The sequence below is a fragment of the Providencia sp. genome (assembly GCF_040396775.1).
In the GTDB taxonomy this organism is placed as follows: Bacteria; Pseudomonadota; Gammaproteobacteria; order Enterobacterales; family Enterobacteriaceae; genus Providencia.
In genome coordinates this window covers 1-16,984 of record NZ_JBEBNT010000007.1, presented here as the reverse complement: position 1 = coordinate 16,984, position 16,984 = coordinate 1, and the positions used below count along the sequence as shown (strand labels likewise).

Here is a 16,984-nt window from a genome sequence, read left to right as displayed (position 1 = left end):
ATTGAATAAAAATAAATAGAAATAACGTTAATTTCGACGAAAATTATTATATTTACGTCTTATTTTAATAGACTAAATTTTATATGTGTTGCAATACGTGTGGTAATTAAAAATGTGTTCAGGGTGGGTAATTTTATATCGAATATTATTCGATATAAAAAATAAAAAACTACGACCATAAGTGAAATCTCTAGCTATTCATTAGGAATAAGATGTCGCCCTCATTCAGTTGAACTGAATTATTTATTTTAAGAGTAAATAAATTACTAGAAATGACGATAACTTAATTTTAAGAGGAAAATTCGTATGAATGGCTTAGTAAAAAAAACAATAGTGACATTTTTGGCGACAACTGCATTAATGACCAGCATTTCGACATTTGCTTCACAGAACAGTGATCAAAAACGTTCTAATACTGCGGTTATCCGCTTCACAGGGGCGATTGTTGCTGCTCCATGTATCATTGGTACCAACCAAAATTTTGTAGAAACCACGTGCTGGAGCGACTCAGGTAAAGAGCAAACAAAATCCGTCGATATTTCCAAGTTGAAAACAACCGAACAGGTACTGCCTAATTTGAAGGGTACACAACAATTTAACTGGATTAATAAAGAAAAAACGATGGGTATTTACACCGTTAAGTATGATTAATTCCAATCAATACAGGAATAAGGACGTAGTCGGCTAGGAGAGTGCCATGTTAAATAAATATGTATGCCTATGAATGTGTTATTCATAGGCATAAGAATATAGATGTTATTTTGCCGAAATGGGATTAGTCACAGCGGCCCATGTAGCGGCGCTCAGGGATATGAATACGAATTTTTTCACCGCTGGTGAGGTATTCAGGAACTTGAACGGTTAAGCCCGTTGCCATTGTTGCAGGCTTGGTACGTGCACTGGCAGAAGCACCTTTAATACCTGGTGTTGTTTCAACAATAACCATATCAACTGTTTGCGGTAATTCTAGCGCTAAAACTTGCCCATCCATCGTCAGAACCTGCATACCCGGTAACCCTTCTTCAGGGATAAACAGCAGTTCATCTTCAATATCTGCTTTTTTGAAAATATATGGGGTGTAGTCTTCGTTATCCATGAAAACGTATTCATCACCATCAATATAAGAAAAGCTAACACCACGACGGGTTAACGAAATCGTTTCTAAAATATCATCGCCCTTAAAGCGCTCTTCAACTTTTTGACCCGTTTTGATATCTGTAAAGCGCATTTTGTATAAAGTACTGGCACCACGAGCACTCGGTGCTTGAATATCAATATCTTTAACCAGTAGTAACTTGCCATTGTAGTTGATTGCTAAACCACGTTTGATTTCGTTGGCCTTGGCCATAAATAACCTTCTTCGGTATTGTCAAAAAGAGTGCGACAAAATTACTCGCACAAACGCGATTAGGCAAGATGTTGAGGTCAATTTTCAGTGAAAAATTTTTGAAAAAGTACAGATAGGAAATAATATAGCCCCGCAGGGCTATATTGAGAACGGCAAATTAGTAAATAGGGAGTAGGCCAGCCAAAGACATAATGTGCGCAACGGCGTTGATCAAACCAAATAGAATAACAAAACCGATAATAAACATACCGCCAGGTGCTTTGTAACTGTTATTGGGATAGCGTTTACGGCTCGCTTTTGCCATTAACGCTGGGACAATTACAGCCCATATTGTTGCTGCTAACCCTGCAAAGCCAATCGCATAAATAAAGCCATTAGGGAAAATTAATGCTAAAACTGTTGGTGGAATAAAGGTGACTAAAATAGATTTTAGCCGGCCTTGCTTATCATCTGTGAATTTAAAGAAGTCAGCAATAAAATCAAATAAACCTAATGACACACCTAAGAAAGAACTCGCTAAGGCCATATAAGAAAACAGATTCAAAAATTGGGAAATAAAGCTGCTTTGTGTGGATATGTTCATCTGAGTCAGTAATGCATCGATATTATTACCATTTTCTCTGATTTCAATAAAAGATGAACGAGGAATATTTCCTTGGATCGCATACTGCCATAAAATATAAATAACAACTGTAATAATGGCACCGTAAGTTAAGCTTTTAACCACACTACGACTGTCTTTATTATAATATTTCACTAGTCCAGGTACGTTACCGTGATAACCAAATGAAGTTAACAGGTAAGGCAGTGCAGCTAAGGCATAAGGCAGATATTGTGTGTCGTTTTGCTCTACTTGGTTAAATAGAATGGCAGGCGAAGCGGTTGAGATCATCCCCCCAATTGACATGATAAAAGTAATGACCATCCCGCCAATTAAAATGGTACTTAATCTATCAACTGCACGGGTAGATAACCAAACGAAGAATGCAACAACAAACGCAAAAACTAAACCCGCTCCAGCTTGTGGAATTTGAATATGCTCTGCTAAGTTTGCGGTAATTATAGAACTGCCCGCAGAAATATAAGCGTAAGTTAGAATATACAAGACGAAAGTCACTGATAAACTATTAATGGTATTCCAACCGGTACCCAGTAAATCTTTTACCATAGTATGGAAGCTAGCGCCTGCTGGGTAATTCATATTCGCTTCTAAAATCATTAGCCCAGAAAGTAACATACAAATAAAGGTATAAATTAACAGGATAACTGAGCCTGAAAACCATACGCCAGAAGTCACCATTGGAATTGAAAACATGCCTGCACCGACTGCGGTACCTGCAATGATCATTGCGCCTCCTAATATAGAAGGGCTTTTTGGTTGTGTTGTCCCATTAACGGCCATGGTGGCTCCTAATAAATTGTTTCACTGTACTAGCTAAATGATACGGCAGTGGCAAAGTATTGTAAATAACGAAAATAAAATAAACTGAACAATTTGAAAGGGATGGTGAATAAACATACAAATTAAATTAATTTGTATGTTTTATGTGGGAGTTAAATAGATTGACTGTAAAAGCGCTGACTTAACCAAAGGTTGATAGCATTACGGCTTGCCTCAAAATGGGGTTCTGGCAGAGAATCAGGTGAAACCCACATCAGGTTTTCGCATTTATCAGCTTCCATAATTTGCGGTTGCTTGTCGCCGTTATATTCGACATGCAGACAAATGGAAACGGTATGCTTGCCTTCTTGCTGATAAGTTTGCAAGTTATTGCTGATACCAAACACACGAGGTGCTGCGATATCAATGCCAATTTCTTCTTTTATTTCTCGAATCGCGCAGGCTTCGAATGTTTCCCCTGGGTCGACGTGCCCACCAAAAATAGACCAGTAAGGGGCGTGTTTGCTGCTGCGCTTACCCAACAAAACCTGCCCTTGTTTATTGGTAATGATGACGCCTACGCCTACAACGACGTTAATTGGCTGAGACATATTTTCTCCTTCTTCTTTTTATTTTCAGCGCGAAGATTTTGCCATGGGATAGGCGAAAAACAAGCAGGAAAAAGTATAAATAGCACTGAAAACAACACGTTTTAATGTTATAACTATGGCATACATCTAATGATATGATAATCATGATAAGGGAGATTAGTGGTTATGACTCGCCGGGTTGCTACAATTACATTAAATCCTGCTTACGACCTTGTAGGGTTGTGCTCGTCTATTGAAGTGGGTGAAGTTAACTTAGTCAAAACCGCTAGCCTGAATGCCGGAGGAAAAGGAGTCAACGTGGCGAAAGTGCTGCGTGATCTGGGCATTGATATTACCGTTAGTGGTTTTATGGGAAAAGACAATCAAGAAGAATTCCAACATTTCTTCAGTGAAAATGGCATGGCAAACCGTTTTAGTATGGTGCCTGGGCGTACACGTATTAATGTCAAACTCACTGAAAATAATGGGAAATCAACCGATTTTAATTTTTCTGGTTTTGATGTGAGCAAAGAAGACTGGAACCGTTTTTCAACGGAATCATTAAATTGGTTAGGTCACTTTGATATGGTGGTGGTGAGTGGAAGCTTGCCCAATGGTATCGACCCAGAAGAATTTACTCGTTGGATGACTCGCTTGCGTCAATTGTGCCCATGTATCATTTTCGACAGTAGCCGTGAGGCATTAAAAGCAGGATTAAAGTCCTCGCCTTGGTTGGTAAAACCAAATCGTCATGAATTAGAAAGTTGGGTTGGTCGCAAACTGCCTGATTTAAAAGATGTAATTGCTGCGGCACATGAGCTAAGAGATAAAGGCATTTCTCACGTTGTCATTTCATTGGGTGAGGAAGGGGCATTGTGGGTTAATGCTTCGGGCTCTTGGCTCGCTAAGCCGCCACATTGTGAAGTCATCAGTACAGTAGGCGCGGGCGACTCGATGGTTGCTGGCCTTGCTTATGGGCTACTCAATGGTGAATCAAGCGAGCACACATTGCGAATGGCCACTGCAATTTCGGCGTTATCGGTTTCACAAGCAGATGTCGGTTTAAAGAACCGCAGTAAGTTAGCTGACATGATGGCCAAGATTGAAATGAAGTCGCTGTAATTGGTGGAAGTTTGAAAAGAAACCCCGCGTTATTTATCACGTGGGGTTTTTTGTTGATAAGTTTTTAGCTAGGCTGTTGGGATTTCAGCCAGGCAATTTCTTGTGGCCAGATATCTGGGTTGATCGTTTCTAAAATCAGTGGGATCCCATCAAAACGGCTGTCTTGCATAATATACGTAAACGGCGCGAAACCAATATTACCTTCGCCTAAGCTGTGGTGACGGTCAACGCGGCTGGCAAATTCGCTTTTTGCATCATTCAGATGCATGCCTTTTAGAAATTCAAAACCCACTATCTCTGAAAACTGGGTGAATGTTTTATCGCAATCTTCAATTGTGCGTAAATCATAACCTGCGGCAAAGGCATGGCAGGTATCGATACAAACACCCACACGGCTTTTATCTTTTACACCCTCGATGATTTTTGCGAGGTGTGTAAAATCAAAGCCTAAGTTAGTGCCTTGCCCAGCGGTATTTTCAATCACCGCGGTGACACCTTCGGTTTCAGCTAACGCAATATTAATGGACTCTGCAATACGTGCTAAGCAATCATCCACTTCAATTTGTTTTAAATGGCTACCGGGGTGGAAATTCAACAAATCAATCCCAAGCTGTTCACAACGTTGTATTTCATCAATAAAGGCAACTCGCGATTTTTCTAAGGCTTCAAATTCGGGATGGCCTAAATTAATTAAATAACTATCATGGGGCAGGATTTGGTGTTTACCATAACCGTATTTTGCACAGTTAGCTTTAAACTTTTGAATAACCTCTTCGCTCAATGGCGCGGCTTTCCATTGACGTTGGTTTTTGGTGAATAGTGCAAACGCGGTTGCATTAATTTCATGGGCGCGAATAACCGCTTGATCAACGCCACCAGAGGCGCTGACGTGTGCTCCAACAAATTTCATTTTTGACTCCTTTTTATGGCAGTATGCCATTAATAAGCGTATAAATGAAATCAACAAAAAAGCCGCTTAATAAAGCGGCTAAAGTCGGAGACACACACATTAAAAGATATTTTGTATCAGTAGATTAATTAATAAACCACCAACAATTAACCAAACAAATAAAATCAATGCCATTAGTAACGGTTTGATACCCGCTTGTCGAATTGCGCTCACATGGGTCGTTAAACCTAATGCTACCATTGCCATCGCAAGTAAAACCGTATCTAACACAATGATTTGTTGGACTAACGCTTGTGGCAATAAATGTAATGAGTTAAACCCTGCTACTAAGATAAAGAATACGGCAAACCAAGGGATGGTAATTTTACTTTTTTCGGTGGAATCACCGCTTTTTACTGCTGCTTTACGACTTAAAAAGGCAGATAAAATAATTAAGAACGGTGCAAGCATCATGACTCGGATCATTTTTGCGATAACAGACGCATTTTCTGCATCAGTACCAATGGTATGGCCCGCGGCAACCACTTGCGCCACTTCATGCACGGTTGAGCCAATATAAATACCGAATGTTTCTTCATTAGCTGGGAACCAACCAAAGTGAGCATTTAATTGGTAAATCCAAGGGTAAACAAAGATACAGATTGTACCGAAAATGACGACAGTAGAAACGGCCACAGCAACTTTGCTTGCAGAGGCTTTTACTACAGGCTCTGTTGCCATCACTGCAGCTGCACCACAAATACTGCTGCCTGCACCAATCAAGATGGTCGTTTCATCATCTAAGCCAAAGACTTTTTTTCCTAACCAATAGGCCAATAAGAAAGTCGATGTTAGGGTCAATGCATCGATAATAACCCCTGTGGCGCCAACATCAGTAATTTGTTGGAACGTTAAACGAAAGCCGTAAAGGATAATCCCCGCACGTAAAAAGTAATGTTTGGCGAATTTGACGCCTGCATCACAAGATTGACTTGCGGCTGGGTAAAAGGTATTTCCCACAACAATCCCCAATAAAATGGCGAGGGTTAATGCACCTAAACCAATATCCATAAACCAAGGTTGGTCACCAAGGTAGATGGCGATGGCAGTTAAAATACCGGCTAAAATAAGTCCCGGTAATAATTTCAAAATAGGGTGAAAGCTATTTTGATTTAGGGTGTGAATGTTGCTTTTATCCATGATAATGCTCTTTATTGCTGCTTATATGATTTGGTAATAAGCATATAATAAAAAACATAATAATTTAAATTGATTGTTTGTATATAATCTATCAAAAAAAGTGATTATAAGTTTCTTCTGGAATATTGCTAATAAATCATTAATATTAACAATATTATTACAAATACTAAAAACACGTTGGGGCGACCTTTATGCGAATAACACTTAGGCAACTTGAGGTTTTTACAGAAGTACTAAAAAGTGGCTCCACGACGCAAGCATCTCAATTATTAGCACTGTCTCAATCTGCGGTCAGTGCGTCGCTAACGGATTTAGAAGGTCAACTTGGCGTTCAGCTTTTTGACCGTGTGGGTAAACGACTTGTTACAAACGAGCATGGAAGGCTTCTTTATCCCAAAGCATTAGCCTTATTAGAGCAAGGGGCAGAAGTCGAGCAATTATTCAAAAAAGAGATGGGCGCAGTACGTCTGGCCGCGAGTACCACAATTGGCAACTATATGTTACCAGAGATTTTAGCGGGGTACCGCCACGACCACCCTGATATCCCTTTAGAGCTTTTTATTAGTAATACAGAAGAAGTCATTAAAGCAGTGATGGAATTTCGGGTGGATGTGGGACTTATCGAAGGGGTTTGTCATAGCCCTGAACTGATTTCGAAACCTTGGTTGAAAGATGAGCTGGTAGTGTTTGCTTCACCGAAAAATCCGTTAGCGAATAAAAAGGTGTCATTAAAAGAGCTTAGAGATGCCCCGTGGATTTTACGCGAGCGGGGCTCAGGTACGCGGGATGTCCTTGACCAACTGCTATTTGCTCACCTCCCAGGCTTTCATATCTTAATGGAGTTAGGTAATTCAGAGGCAATTAAACATGCCGTACGTTTTGGTATGGGCATTAGCTGTTTATCAAGGCGAGTAATAGCAGAGCAACTGGACAATGGTACCTTAGTTGAGCTTGAAGTAGACGAACTTCAATTGGAAAGAACGCTGTATTTGATTTACCACCGTCAAAAGCACCTTTCAAATGCGATTACTAATTTGCTAGCCTACTGTAATTAAAAATCCTCGTCATCTTTTAACTTGTCGCGTTGTTGGCTGCAATCGACTATCCAAGTCACATACTGATGTATGCTCCTTGGGTAGTCTCATTTGCCGCCTAGCGACAAGCCAAAATATTTTGAGGATTGCAATGAATGTGTTGTGATTGCGATAACGCGTTTTACTTATAATTCTGCTTGAATTATGAAGGTATCTTATAACAGTGAAGAGTTGCTTAGTTCTCACAGCCTATTTTGCTAGAATTCACGCGATATTGGCTGAATAATAAAATACAGGGAACAAATGTCAGAACAACATACCAATACTATCACGCAGGACCGACCACAAAAGTTGCGCCGTGAATTAAAAGCGCGTCACCTTGCGATGATTGCTATCGGTGGCTCTATCGGTACCGGTTTATTTGTGGCATCGGGTGCAACCGTTGCACAAGCAGGCCCCGGAGGGGCACTACTCTCTTATGCCATTATCGGCTTAATGGTCTACTTTTTAATGACGAGCTTGGGCGAGCTAGCAGCCTATATGCCAGTTTCAGGCTCATTTGCCACTTATGGCGCGAAATACGTTGATGAAGGTTTTGGTTTCGCATTAGGTTGGAACTACTGGTACAACTGGGCAGTTACTATTGCGGTTGACCTCGTCGCAGCACAATTAGTGATGACCTATTGGTTCCCAGATACGCCAGGTTGGATTTGGAGTGCCATCTTCCTTGCTATCATTTTCTTATTGAACTTCATTTCTGTTAAAGGTTTTGGTGAAGCCGAATATTGGTTCTCACTGATCAAAGTCACCACGGTAATTATTTTTATCGTTGTGGGCGTATTGATGATTTTTGGCATTATGAATGGGGCAGAAAATGCGGGTTGGCATAACTGGGAAATTGGTGATGCACCATTTGCTGGTGGCTTCTCCTCCATGATTGGTGTGGCCATGATTGTCGGGTTCTCTTTCCAAGGTACTGAGTTAATTGGTATTGCGGCGGGTGAGTCAAAAGACCCTGCTAAAAATATTCCTAAAGCGGTGCGTAAAGTATTCTGGCGTATCCTGTTATTCTATATCTTTGCTATCTTAATTATTAGCCTGATAATCCCTTATACTGACCCTAACTTGCTGCGTAATGATGTTAAAGACATTAGCGTGAGTCCATTTACCTTAGTATTTGAAAATGCGGGGCTATTATCAGCAGCGGCGGTCATGAATGCGGTTATCTTAACGGCCGTATTGTCTGCGGGTAACTCTGGTATGTATGCATCAACCCGTATGTTGTATACCTTAGCGCGTGAAGGCAAAGCGCCGCGCATATTTGCTCAGTTATCGAAAGGTGGCGTACCTCGATATGCATTATTAGCCACGACGGTCGTTGCGGGTCTGTGTTTCTTGAGTTCCATGTTTGGTAACCAAACAGTCTACTTATGGTTATTGAATACCTCTGGGATGACAGGGTTTATTGCATGGTTAGGGATTGCCATCAGCCATTACCGCTTCCGTAGAGGGTATATTGCACAAGGTAAAGACCTCAATGACTTGCCATACCGCTCAGGTTTCTTCCCAATTGGGCCAATTTTTGCCTTTATTTTGTGTTTGACAATCACACTGGGCCAGAACTACCAAGCCTTCTTAGAAGATAATATTGATTGGATTGGTGTTACAGCGACGTATATTGGTCTCCCGCTCTTTTTAGCCATTTGGTTTGGTTATAAAATCGCCAAGAAAACAACCTTTATTCGCTATAAAGATATGAGTTTTCCAAGCTACCGCGAGAATTTAAATAAATAATCGATCATTATTTATGAGTTGAATAACAGCATCCTTTATAGGGTGCTGTTTTTTTGTATATAGCGCAATAAATCTGCGATTTACCCGTTAGTTCTTCTAAATGTTTTGCTTTTCGAGGCAGCTCACATAATTCCATTGATATAACCCATTATTAAATCAATAATCGTATTGATAAGTATTCTTATTTGCTTTATTGTTACCGCATTAAAATGTAAGTCAATGAGTTTAATTGTGGAGCTTAATACTATGTCGTCGGTAGCCAAGAAGTTTGTAGCTAGGTCGGTAGTAAAGGGAATAGGTTTAGCGTTATTAGCGAGTGCCAGTTTGAGCGCTTGGTCAGCAACAGTGACTGACATGGCAGGAAGAACCGTTGAAGTACCCGATAATGTTAACCGTATTTTACTTGGTGAAGGCCGCTTATTCAGTGCGGTCGCTCTACTCGAGGGTGATAAACCCATTGAACGCATTGTAGGGTGGCAAGGGGACTTACGTAAATTAGACCCACAAACCTATGCCGCTTATAAAGCTAAATTCCCCGCGATTGACAATATCCCCTTGATTGGGAACACCAGTGCGGACAGCGTCAGCTCTGAAAAAGTCCTCACGTTAAACCCTGACATTGCTATTTTTGGTTTATCGGGCCACGGGCCGGGTAAAAACAGCGAACTCGTCAATCAATTGGAAAAAGCGGGAGTACCCGTTGTATTTGTGGATTTTAGAGACAATCCGTTAAAAAACACGCTGCCAAGCATGCGTTTGTTAGGAAAAGCATTAAACCGTGAGCAAGTCGCAAACAAATATGTTGATTTCTATGAGAGAAATCAAAAGCTTGTTACGGATATTACGTCAAAAATTCCTGAAGACAAAAAGCCTAGTGTCTTTATTGAGCTGAGAGCGGGCGCTTTTGAAGACTGTTGCGGTACCGCAGGTGACGGCAACATGGGGAATTTTATTGATTTAGCGGGTGGCAAAAATATCGCGAAAGGGGTCTTACCCGGCGCATTGGGGACCATGAATTTAGAAAAAATCATTGCGGCTGACCCGAGTATTTATATTGCGACTGGCGCAAAAGCACCGGGCAGCAAAGATGCAGGTGTACAATTAGGCGCGCAAAGCACACTAAACGACGCCAAAGATAGCCTGAAAAAGATAACAGACCGCAAAGGTATTAGCTCATTATCGGCCATTAAAGATAAGCAAGACTATGCTATCTGGCACAATTACTATAATTCGCCTTACAACGTCATTGCGACACAAGTTTTCGCCAAGTGGTTCTATCCTGAGCAGTTTTCAGGGCTTGATCCACAAAAAACACTGGAAGAACTGCATAGAGAGTTTCTTGCGGTCGAGCCAACTGGTGTATATTGGGTCAGCGAAAAGTAATGAGAGTAGGTAAGAATTAATGAGTATTACAAGCGAGCCAATAGCGGCGGTGGAACAAACCGCTAAACAGGCTGATGATGGTGTAAAACAACATTACCAAAGTATGTTGCGCCGTCGTTTTACATGGATTGTGGTAATTGTTGCGGCAATTTTATTGTCTCTGGTTATTGATTTTACATTAGGGCCATCGGGGTTATCACTAGAGCGGTTATGGCAAACCCTGATGACGCCTGAAGCAGTTGATGCAGGAACCCGTGTGATTGTCTGGGATATCCGTTTGCCTTACGCCTTGATGGCGGTGGTCATCGGTATGTCTCTGGGGTTAGCTGGCGCAGAAATGCAGACCATATTGAATAACCCATTAGCGAGCCCATTTACACTTGGGGTTTCTAATGCGGCGGCATTTGGTGCTGCACTCGCGATTGTGTCGGGGATTGCAATTCCGGGCGTCCCTGATCAGTGGGTGATTTCTGCGAACGCATTTATTTTTGCTTTATTAGCGGCGTTAATGTTGGATGCGGTCACCCGTTGGACGCGCGTTGCAACATCTGGCGTGGTTTTATTTGGTATCGCGTTAGTGTTTACCTTTAATGCTCTAGTTTCGATGATGCAATTCATCGCGACAGAAGATACGTTACAAGGCCTTGTATTCTGGACGATGGGAAGCTTGTCAAAAGCAACGTGGGTAAAACTAGGCGTAATGGCACTGGTTTTCGCATTGATTTTCCCAATTGCCATGATGAGCTCTTGGAAATTGACAGCATTAAGGCTAGGCGAAGACAGAGCGATTAGTTTTGGCATTGATGTTCGCCGCTTAAGACTGACCACTTTATTACGGATCAGTATTTTATCTGCGTTAGCGGTGGCATTTGTTGGACCGATAGCGTTTATTGGTTTAGTCGCACCGCACATTGCACGTTTAATTTTTGGCGAAGATCACCGCTTTTATTTACCTGCAAGTGCATTAATTGGTGCGTTGATATTATCGATGGCTTCAATTGCCTCGAAGAACATTATCCCGGGCGTGATTATTCCTGTGGGTATTGTGACCTCATTAGTGGGTGTCCCGTTCTTCTTAAGTATTATTTTGCGTCATCGAGGTAACGTATCATGAGTGGCCTGATTATTAACCAATTTAATGCGGGCTACCCAAAACGCGCAGTGATTGAGAATTTGACAACAGATGTACTGCCAAGGGGGAAAATCACTGTATTGCTTGGCCCAAATGGCAGTGGTAAATCGACGTTACTGCGCTCGTTAGCCGGGCTGAATAAAGCCACTGGGCAGTTATTGTTGGATGGCTTGGACTTAACGCAGCAAAATTTTGCCCAGCGTGCGCAGAATGTGGTGTATTTACCCCAAACTTTGCCTGCGGGAGTGCATTTGTATGTTTTAGAGTCGGTGATTGTTGCACAACGTGCTTCTGGCGGTTTAAGCAATGAAAACAACAAAGACGAAGTAATGAATTTATTGCGCCAACTGGGTATTGAACATCTGGCGTTAAGTTATTTAGACCAACTTTCAGGTGGGCAAAAACAATTAGTGGGTCTGGCTCAATCATTAATTCGCCAACCTAACTTATTATTATTGGATGAGCCACTGAGCGCGCTGGATTTAAATTATCAATATCATGTTATGGATTTAGTGGCGAAAGAAACGAAACGCCGCAATATTATTACGGTTGTCGTGGTTCACGATATTAATATCGCATTGAAACACGCGGAACATGTATTGATGTTAAAACAAGGCAAGTTAATTGCCCAAGGTGAACCTGCTGAGGTGATTACACCCGAAAGCCTTGCTGAGGTCTATGGGGTAAGAGGGCGTATCGAACGCTGTTCCCAAGGTGTACCGCAAGTGTTGATTGATGGGCTGGTGGATAAACTCGCTAGCTGATTTGTGATTAATAATAAATGTGCTTGTTATTCGGCAAGCGCATTTAATAAACCTTAAGGAGACGAAATAAAATATAGCATTAAATATTTATTCGCAGAAATTAATAAAATTTAATTACCCACAGGAAATTTACTTGTATTTGGAAATGGTTTTTACCATAAATTTCCTATGGGTATTTATTATCCAAATAATAAAAATAATCATAATTATTAGGTTCATAGAAACCAATGTTGAGCATATCAATTCATATATAAAACAGAATATCTCTTGGAGAGTTGGGAATGGTTGTTTTTAATAAAAGAAAAGTGGCGATTAGCATTATTGCCGCCATCGCTGCGTCACCTGCATTTGCTGATGATAGTAAAGACAAAATCTATGTGACAACGGCATCAGGTTATCAACAAAAAATTGAAGATGCACCAGCATCTATTTCTGTTGTAACGCGCGAACAACTTGAAACGAAAGCTTACCGTGATGTGACTGATGCACTTAAAGATGTGCCGGGTGTGTTAGTGACTGGCGGTGGCAGCAGCTCAGATATTAGTATTCGTGGTATGGATGCAAAATACACCATGATCCTGATCGATGGTAAACGTGTCGATACTCGCAGTACCCGCCCTAATAGTGATGGTTCAGGAATTGAACAAGGTTGGTTACCACCATTACCTGCAATCGAACGTATTGAAGTGGTGCGCGGGCCAATGTCCTCCCTTTATGGTTCCGATGCAATGGGCGGGGTAATTAATATTATCACCCGTCGTGTGCAGCAAGAGTGGACAACCAGTTTACGTGCAGATACCACACTGACAGAACGCAAAAACTCGGGTAATACAGGGCAAGGCAGTTTCTATACCTCAGGGCCATTAATTGATGGGTTGCTAGGTTTAAAATTAAATGGTCAATATTCACATCGTGGCGAAGATAAAATTATTGATGGCTTTGGTCGCCAAATAATGACGAGCGGTGGGGGAACATTGTCATTAACACCCGATGATAAGAATACCTTTGATTTAGACTTTAAAAAAGATAATCAACATCGAGACTATCGCATTGGTAAAACCGTTGAGTCTGATGGGAAAAATGATTTTAGTAAGTATGAAATGACGCATACTGCACTTACTCATACGGGTATTTATGATGGTGTATCGACAGATACATATTTACAATATGATGTATCTAAAAATCCTGGACGTAAAATGAAAGCAGAAGATTTTATTTTACGTAATCAGGATGTATTTTTAATTGGAGATCATAGCTTAAGTATTGGTGGACAGTATCGTAAAGAGAAACTTCATGATGATGGTAATCATCTAGACGGTGTTGATAAATTAGAACGATGGAGTTGGGCTCTCTTTGCGGAAGATGAGTGGCTAATGACCAACGACTTTGCACTTACTGGCGGTCTCCGTATGGATAAGGACGAAAATTACGGTACGCATTGGACCCCTCGTTTATATGGTGTTTGGCACTTAGATGAGCAATGGACTGTAAAGGGGGGTGTTTCTACAGGTTATCGTGCGCCAGATTTACGTCAATCATCTAATGGCTGGGGACAAGTGACCGCAAGAGGTAAAGGGGTTATTTATGGTAATTCCAACTTGAAGCCAGAAAAAAGTGTAACAGAAGAAATTGGTGTTATTTGGAATAACCAAGATAATATTACTGCAGGAATTACTATTTATAATACTGATTTTAAAGATAAAATAACGGAAATCAGGCGTTGTGAAAAAGACTCAAAAGTAGGTTTGAGAGCGTGTAACTCGTCGGATGGCACTTATGATAACGGTACCGTTTATAATTTAGTCAGTGATCGAGCAAATGTCGATAAAGCGAGCATGCGCGGGGTTGAATTAACATTTAACTGGGGCATATTAGATAATTTAGACTTTGCGGCGAACTATACTTACACTGACACGGAACAAAAAAGTGGTGTAAATAAGGGTAAGCCACTGAATAAACAGCCGAAACATATGGCTAACACCACGTTAACTTGGCAAACTACAGAAGACTTAGAGACTTGGACTCGTATGAACTTCCGAGGTAAAACCTCAGATTTCCAAGGCCGAGGTCAAGCAATGAGTGATGGGACACCGTCTTATGCATTGTTTGATTTAGGTGCGAGTTATCAATTAAACAAAAATGCGAATTTAGTTGGTGGTGTTTATAACGTATTAGATCGCCGTATTGATTCTACAAACTATGGCGCAGAGCTCGAAGGCCGCCGTTATAATATCGGTATCAACTATAATTTCTAATACAACTATTTACTGTTGTTAATCAAAACCCTTTGGTTTATGCCAAAGGGTTTTTTTATCTCTCGTTAAATACAGTCGTTAAAATAAATAAAAAGTGGTTTTTTGGGTGAGAAAATGACGGGAAAAACACGGTTATTAGTTACCTCGCCAAAATAGGCTAAACCATCAAAATTTCTCATCGGAAATAGGGCGGTTTGTTAACAATTTAACTTGCTATTTAAGGTTATGGCGTGCAAAATGCGCGAACTAAAAAATAACTGATGCTCAATAAACTTAAGCATCGGTTTTTTTGTTTTTAGGAACGTTCATTCTAGCGGGGCCGGACATAGAGCCGGAGAGATAATTTTAATATTTACGTGTAGCAAACATTTTACGCTACCGATTTGAGGAATGCTTTTATGGCTTACTTTTTCGCTATCGCAGCAGGGCCAAGCGGCCGTCGTTGCCGCATCGATGACTACGGAGCTCTGCGCAGCTTCGCACACACTCTTCTGACCTCCTCCACGTTTTTTTCTGCCTATAGGCAGATGCAAAGTCTTCCCAGTAACTGTCGATTGAGCCGAAGTAGCTCGCAATCGAAAGTTATGGGAGGGCTTAGACATGCCAAATAATTCAATACCTTTATCCATCGGTCCAAACCAAACTGGTGCCAATAACCGCGTACAACTTGCGAAAACCTTAACCTTGGTGCAAGTCGTGATGATCGGTCTGGCATACATCCAGCCAATGACTATCTTTGATACATTCGGCATGGTATCGGACAAAACAGGTGGACACGTCCCGACTTCATACATTATTGCACTGGTTGCGATACTGTTTACTGCTCTGAGCTACGGCAAGCTGGTGAAACGCTTCCCATCTGCTGGCTCAGCGTATACTTATGCTCAAAAATCAATGAGCCCACACATTGGTTTCCTTGTGGGTTGGACATCTTTGCTGTCCTACATTTTTATGCCAATGATCAATATCTTATTGGCTAAAATCTATTTACAAGATATTTTTCCTAACGTCGAACCTGCGATTTTTGTTGTCGGTCTTGTCATCGTGATGACAGCGGCAAACTTACGCGGTATCAACGTGATTGCGAACTTAAGTACGGTTATTGCGATTATTCAAATCGGGGTGATGGCGGTATTTACAGGCTTGGTGATCCACGGGGTTTCTAGCGGTGAAGGCTCTGGCGAAATCTGGACATTCAACCCATTTGCCAATGAAAAAACAGAAATGATCCCATTAATTGCTGGGGCAACGATACTCTGTTTCTCATTCTTAGGCTTCGATGGTTTAAGTTCACTCTCAGAAGAAACGCCAAACGCAGGTAAAGTCATTCCACGTGCGATTTTCTTAACAGCCTTAATTGGTGGAATTATCTTTATCACAGTTTCATTCTTCTTGCAGCAATACTTCCCAGATGTATCGCGCTTTAAGAACATCAATGAGACACAGCCGGATATCATGCGCTTTGTTGCTGGGGCATTCTTCCAGTCAATCATTCTGGTTTTCTCATGCGTAACAGTACTGGCTTCAGGGATGGCGGCTCACGCAGGTAGTGCCCGTTTAATGTACGTAATGGGCCGTGATGGCGTATTTCCAGAGAAAATATTTGGTTATGTTAGCCCGAAATGGCGTACACCCGCGTACAACGTATTAATGGTCGGTTTCTTGGCATTAGGGGCAATCTGGTTCGAAATGGACTTTGCGACCGCACTTATTAACTTCGGTGCATTAATCGCCTTTACTTTCGTCAACATTTCAGTGATCAGCCAGTTCTTTATTCGTGAACGCCGTATGTCAGGCTTCAAAAATATAGTTAACTATTTGATTTTACCTATTATCGGCACACTAACCGTGTGTGTGTTATGGTTAAATATCGAAGAGGATTCAATGGTTTATGGCCTGATCTGGACTGCCGTTGGCTTAGTTTATATGGCTGCATTGACGCGGATGTTTAAGCGGCCTATGCCGCAGATGAGCGACATCTAAGTATATTCTTCATATTTCACGCTGTAGCGGCGTTGCGTTCTCAAAACGACATGGGTCACATACTTATGTATGCTCCCCATGATCGTTTGGCTCCGCGCCTTGCTACAAC

At 41.3% G+C, this 16,984-nt stretch carries 14 protein-coding genes; 9 read left to right on the top strand and 5 right to left on the bottom strand.

Going from position 1 to position 16,984, the window contains the following annotated elements; all coding sequences use genetic code 11:
• Window positions 1-306 precede the first annotated feature (306 nt).
• Window positions 307-651, top strand: a complete 345-nt coding sequence (locus tag ABWP91_RS09760; protein WP_353243110.1) for a YmdA family protein — start codon at window positions 307-309, stop codon at window positions 649-651.
• A gap of 124 nt (window positions 652-775) precedes the next feature.
• Here ABWP91_RS09760 and yeiP read toward each other — a convergent pair whose 3' ends face one another.
• The 3 genes from yeiP to ABWP91_RS09745 form a co-directional block, all read right to left on the bottom strand.
• Entirely contained in the window at window positions 776-1,348 is a 573-nt protein-coding gene (yeiP, locus tag ABWP91_RS09755; protein WP_219247317.1) for an elongation factor P-like protein YeiP, read from the bottom strand.
• Between the two features lie 157 nt (window positions 1,349-1,505).
• Window positions 1,506-2,750 carry a tryptophan permease gene (gene mtr, locus ABWP91_RS09750; protein WP_353243109.1) on the bottom strand — a complete coding sequence of 415 codons (1,245 nt, stop codon included), beginning with the start codon at window positions 2,748-2,750 and terminating at the stop codon, window positions 1,506-1,508.
• 152 nt (window positions 2,751-2,902) lie between these two features.
• The gene (locus ABWP91_RS09745; RefSeq protein WP_353243108.1) at window positions 2,903-3,340 is read right to left on the bottom strand and encodes a nucleotide triphosphate diphosphatase NUDT15; all 438 of its coding nucleotides are present in this window, start codon (window positions 3,338-3,340) and stop codon (window positions 2,903-2,905) included.
• Between the two features lie 165 nt (window positions 3,341-3,505).
• On the opposite strand from ABWP91_RS09745, the gene fruK reads away from it, so the two are divergent.
• Window positions 3,506-4,441, top strand: a complete 936-nt coding sequence (fruK, locus tag ABWP91_RS09740; protein ID WP_219249385.1) for a 1-phosphofructokinase — start codon at window positions 3,506-3,508, stop codon at window positions 4,439-4,441.
• A 64-nt stretch (window positions 4,442-4,505) separates the two neighbouring features.
• Here the strand turns inward: fruK and nfo are convergent, their stop codons facing one another.
• Together nfo and ABWP91_RS09730 are read right to left on the bottom strand one after the other, a co-directional pair.
• Complete coding sequence (gene nfo, locus ABWP91_RS09735) at window positions 4,506-5,351, bottom strand: deoxyribonuclease IV (RefSeq protein ID WP_353243107.1); 846 nt, start codon at window positions 5,349-5,351, stop codon at window positions 4,506-4,508.
• A gap of 99 nt (window positions 5,352-5,450) precedes the next feature.
• A complete protein-coding gene (locus ABWP91_RS09730; protein WP_353243106.1) occupies window positions 5,451-6,530 on the bottom strand; it encodes a YeiH family protein in 1,080 nt (359 codons plus the stop codon).
• Window positions 6,531-6,721: 191 nt separating this feature from the next.
• Here ABWP91_RS09730 and yieE point away from each other — a divergent pair, with 191 nt between their 5' ends.
• The 7 genes from yieE to ABWP91_RS09690 all read left to right on the top strand — a co-directional run bounded on the left by yieE (window position 6,722) and on the right by ABWP91_RS09690 (window position 16,875).
• A complete protein-coding gene (gene yieE, locus ABWP91_RS09725) occupies window positions 6,722-7,585 on the top strand; it encodes a DNA-binding transcriptional regulator YeiE (RefSeq protein WP_353243105.1) in 864 nt (287 codons plus the stop codon).
• 282 nt (window positions 7,586-7,867) lie between these two features.
• Complete coding sequence (locus tag ABWP91_RS09720; protein ID WP_353243104.1) at window positions 7,868-9,358, top strand: amino acid permease; 1,491 nt, start codon at window positions 7,868-7,870, stop codon at window positions 9,356-9,358.
• Between the two features lie 246 nt (window positions 9,359-9,604).
• The gene (locus tag ABWP91_RS09715; RefSeq protein WP_353243103.1) at window positions 9,605-10,741 is read left to right on the top strand and encodes an ABC transporter substrate-binding protein; all 1,137 of its coding nucleotides are present in this window, start codon (window positions 9,605-9,607) and stop codon (window positions 10,739-10,741) included.
• Between the two features lie 19 nt (window positions 10,742-10,760).
• On the top strand, window positions 10,761-11,855 hold the full coding sequence (locus ABWP91_RS09710; RefSeq protein WP_353243102.1) for a FecCD family ABC transporter permease: 1,095 nt from the start codon (window positions 10,761-10,763) through the stop codon (window positions 11,853-11,855).
• Window positions 11,849-12,637 carry an ABC transporter ATP-binding protein gene (locus ABWP91_RS09705; RefSeq protein WP_353243228.1) on the top strand — a complete coding sequence of 263 codons (789 nt, stop codon included), beginning with the start codon at window positions 11,849-11,851 and terminating at the stop codon, window positions 12,635-12,637. The genes ABWP91_RS09710 and ABWP91_RS09705 overlap by 7 nt, the downstream gene beginning before the upstream one ends.
• 281 nt (window positions 12,638-12,918) lie before the next feature.
• The gene (locus tag ABWP91_RS09700; protein ID WP_353243101.1) at window positions 12,919-14,892 is read left to right on the top strand and encodes a ligand-gated channel protein; all 1,974 of its coding nucleotides are present in this window, start codon (window positions 12,919-12,921) and stop codon (window positions 14,890-14,892) included.
• Window positions 14,893-15,492: 600 nt separating this feature from the next.
• The gene (locus ABWP91_RS09690; RefSeq protein ID WP_353243100.1) at window positions 15,493-16,875 is read left to right on the top strand and encodes an APC family permease; all 1,383 of its coding nucleotides are present in this window, start codon (window positions 15,493-15,495) and stop codon (window positions 16,873-16,875) included.
• The last annotated feature ends 109 nt before the right edge of the window (window positions 16,876-16,984 follow it).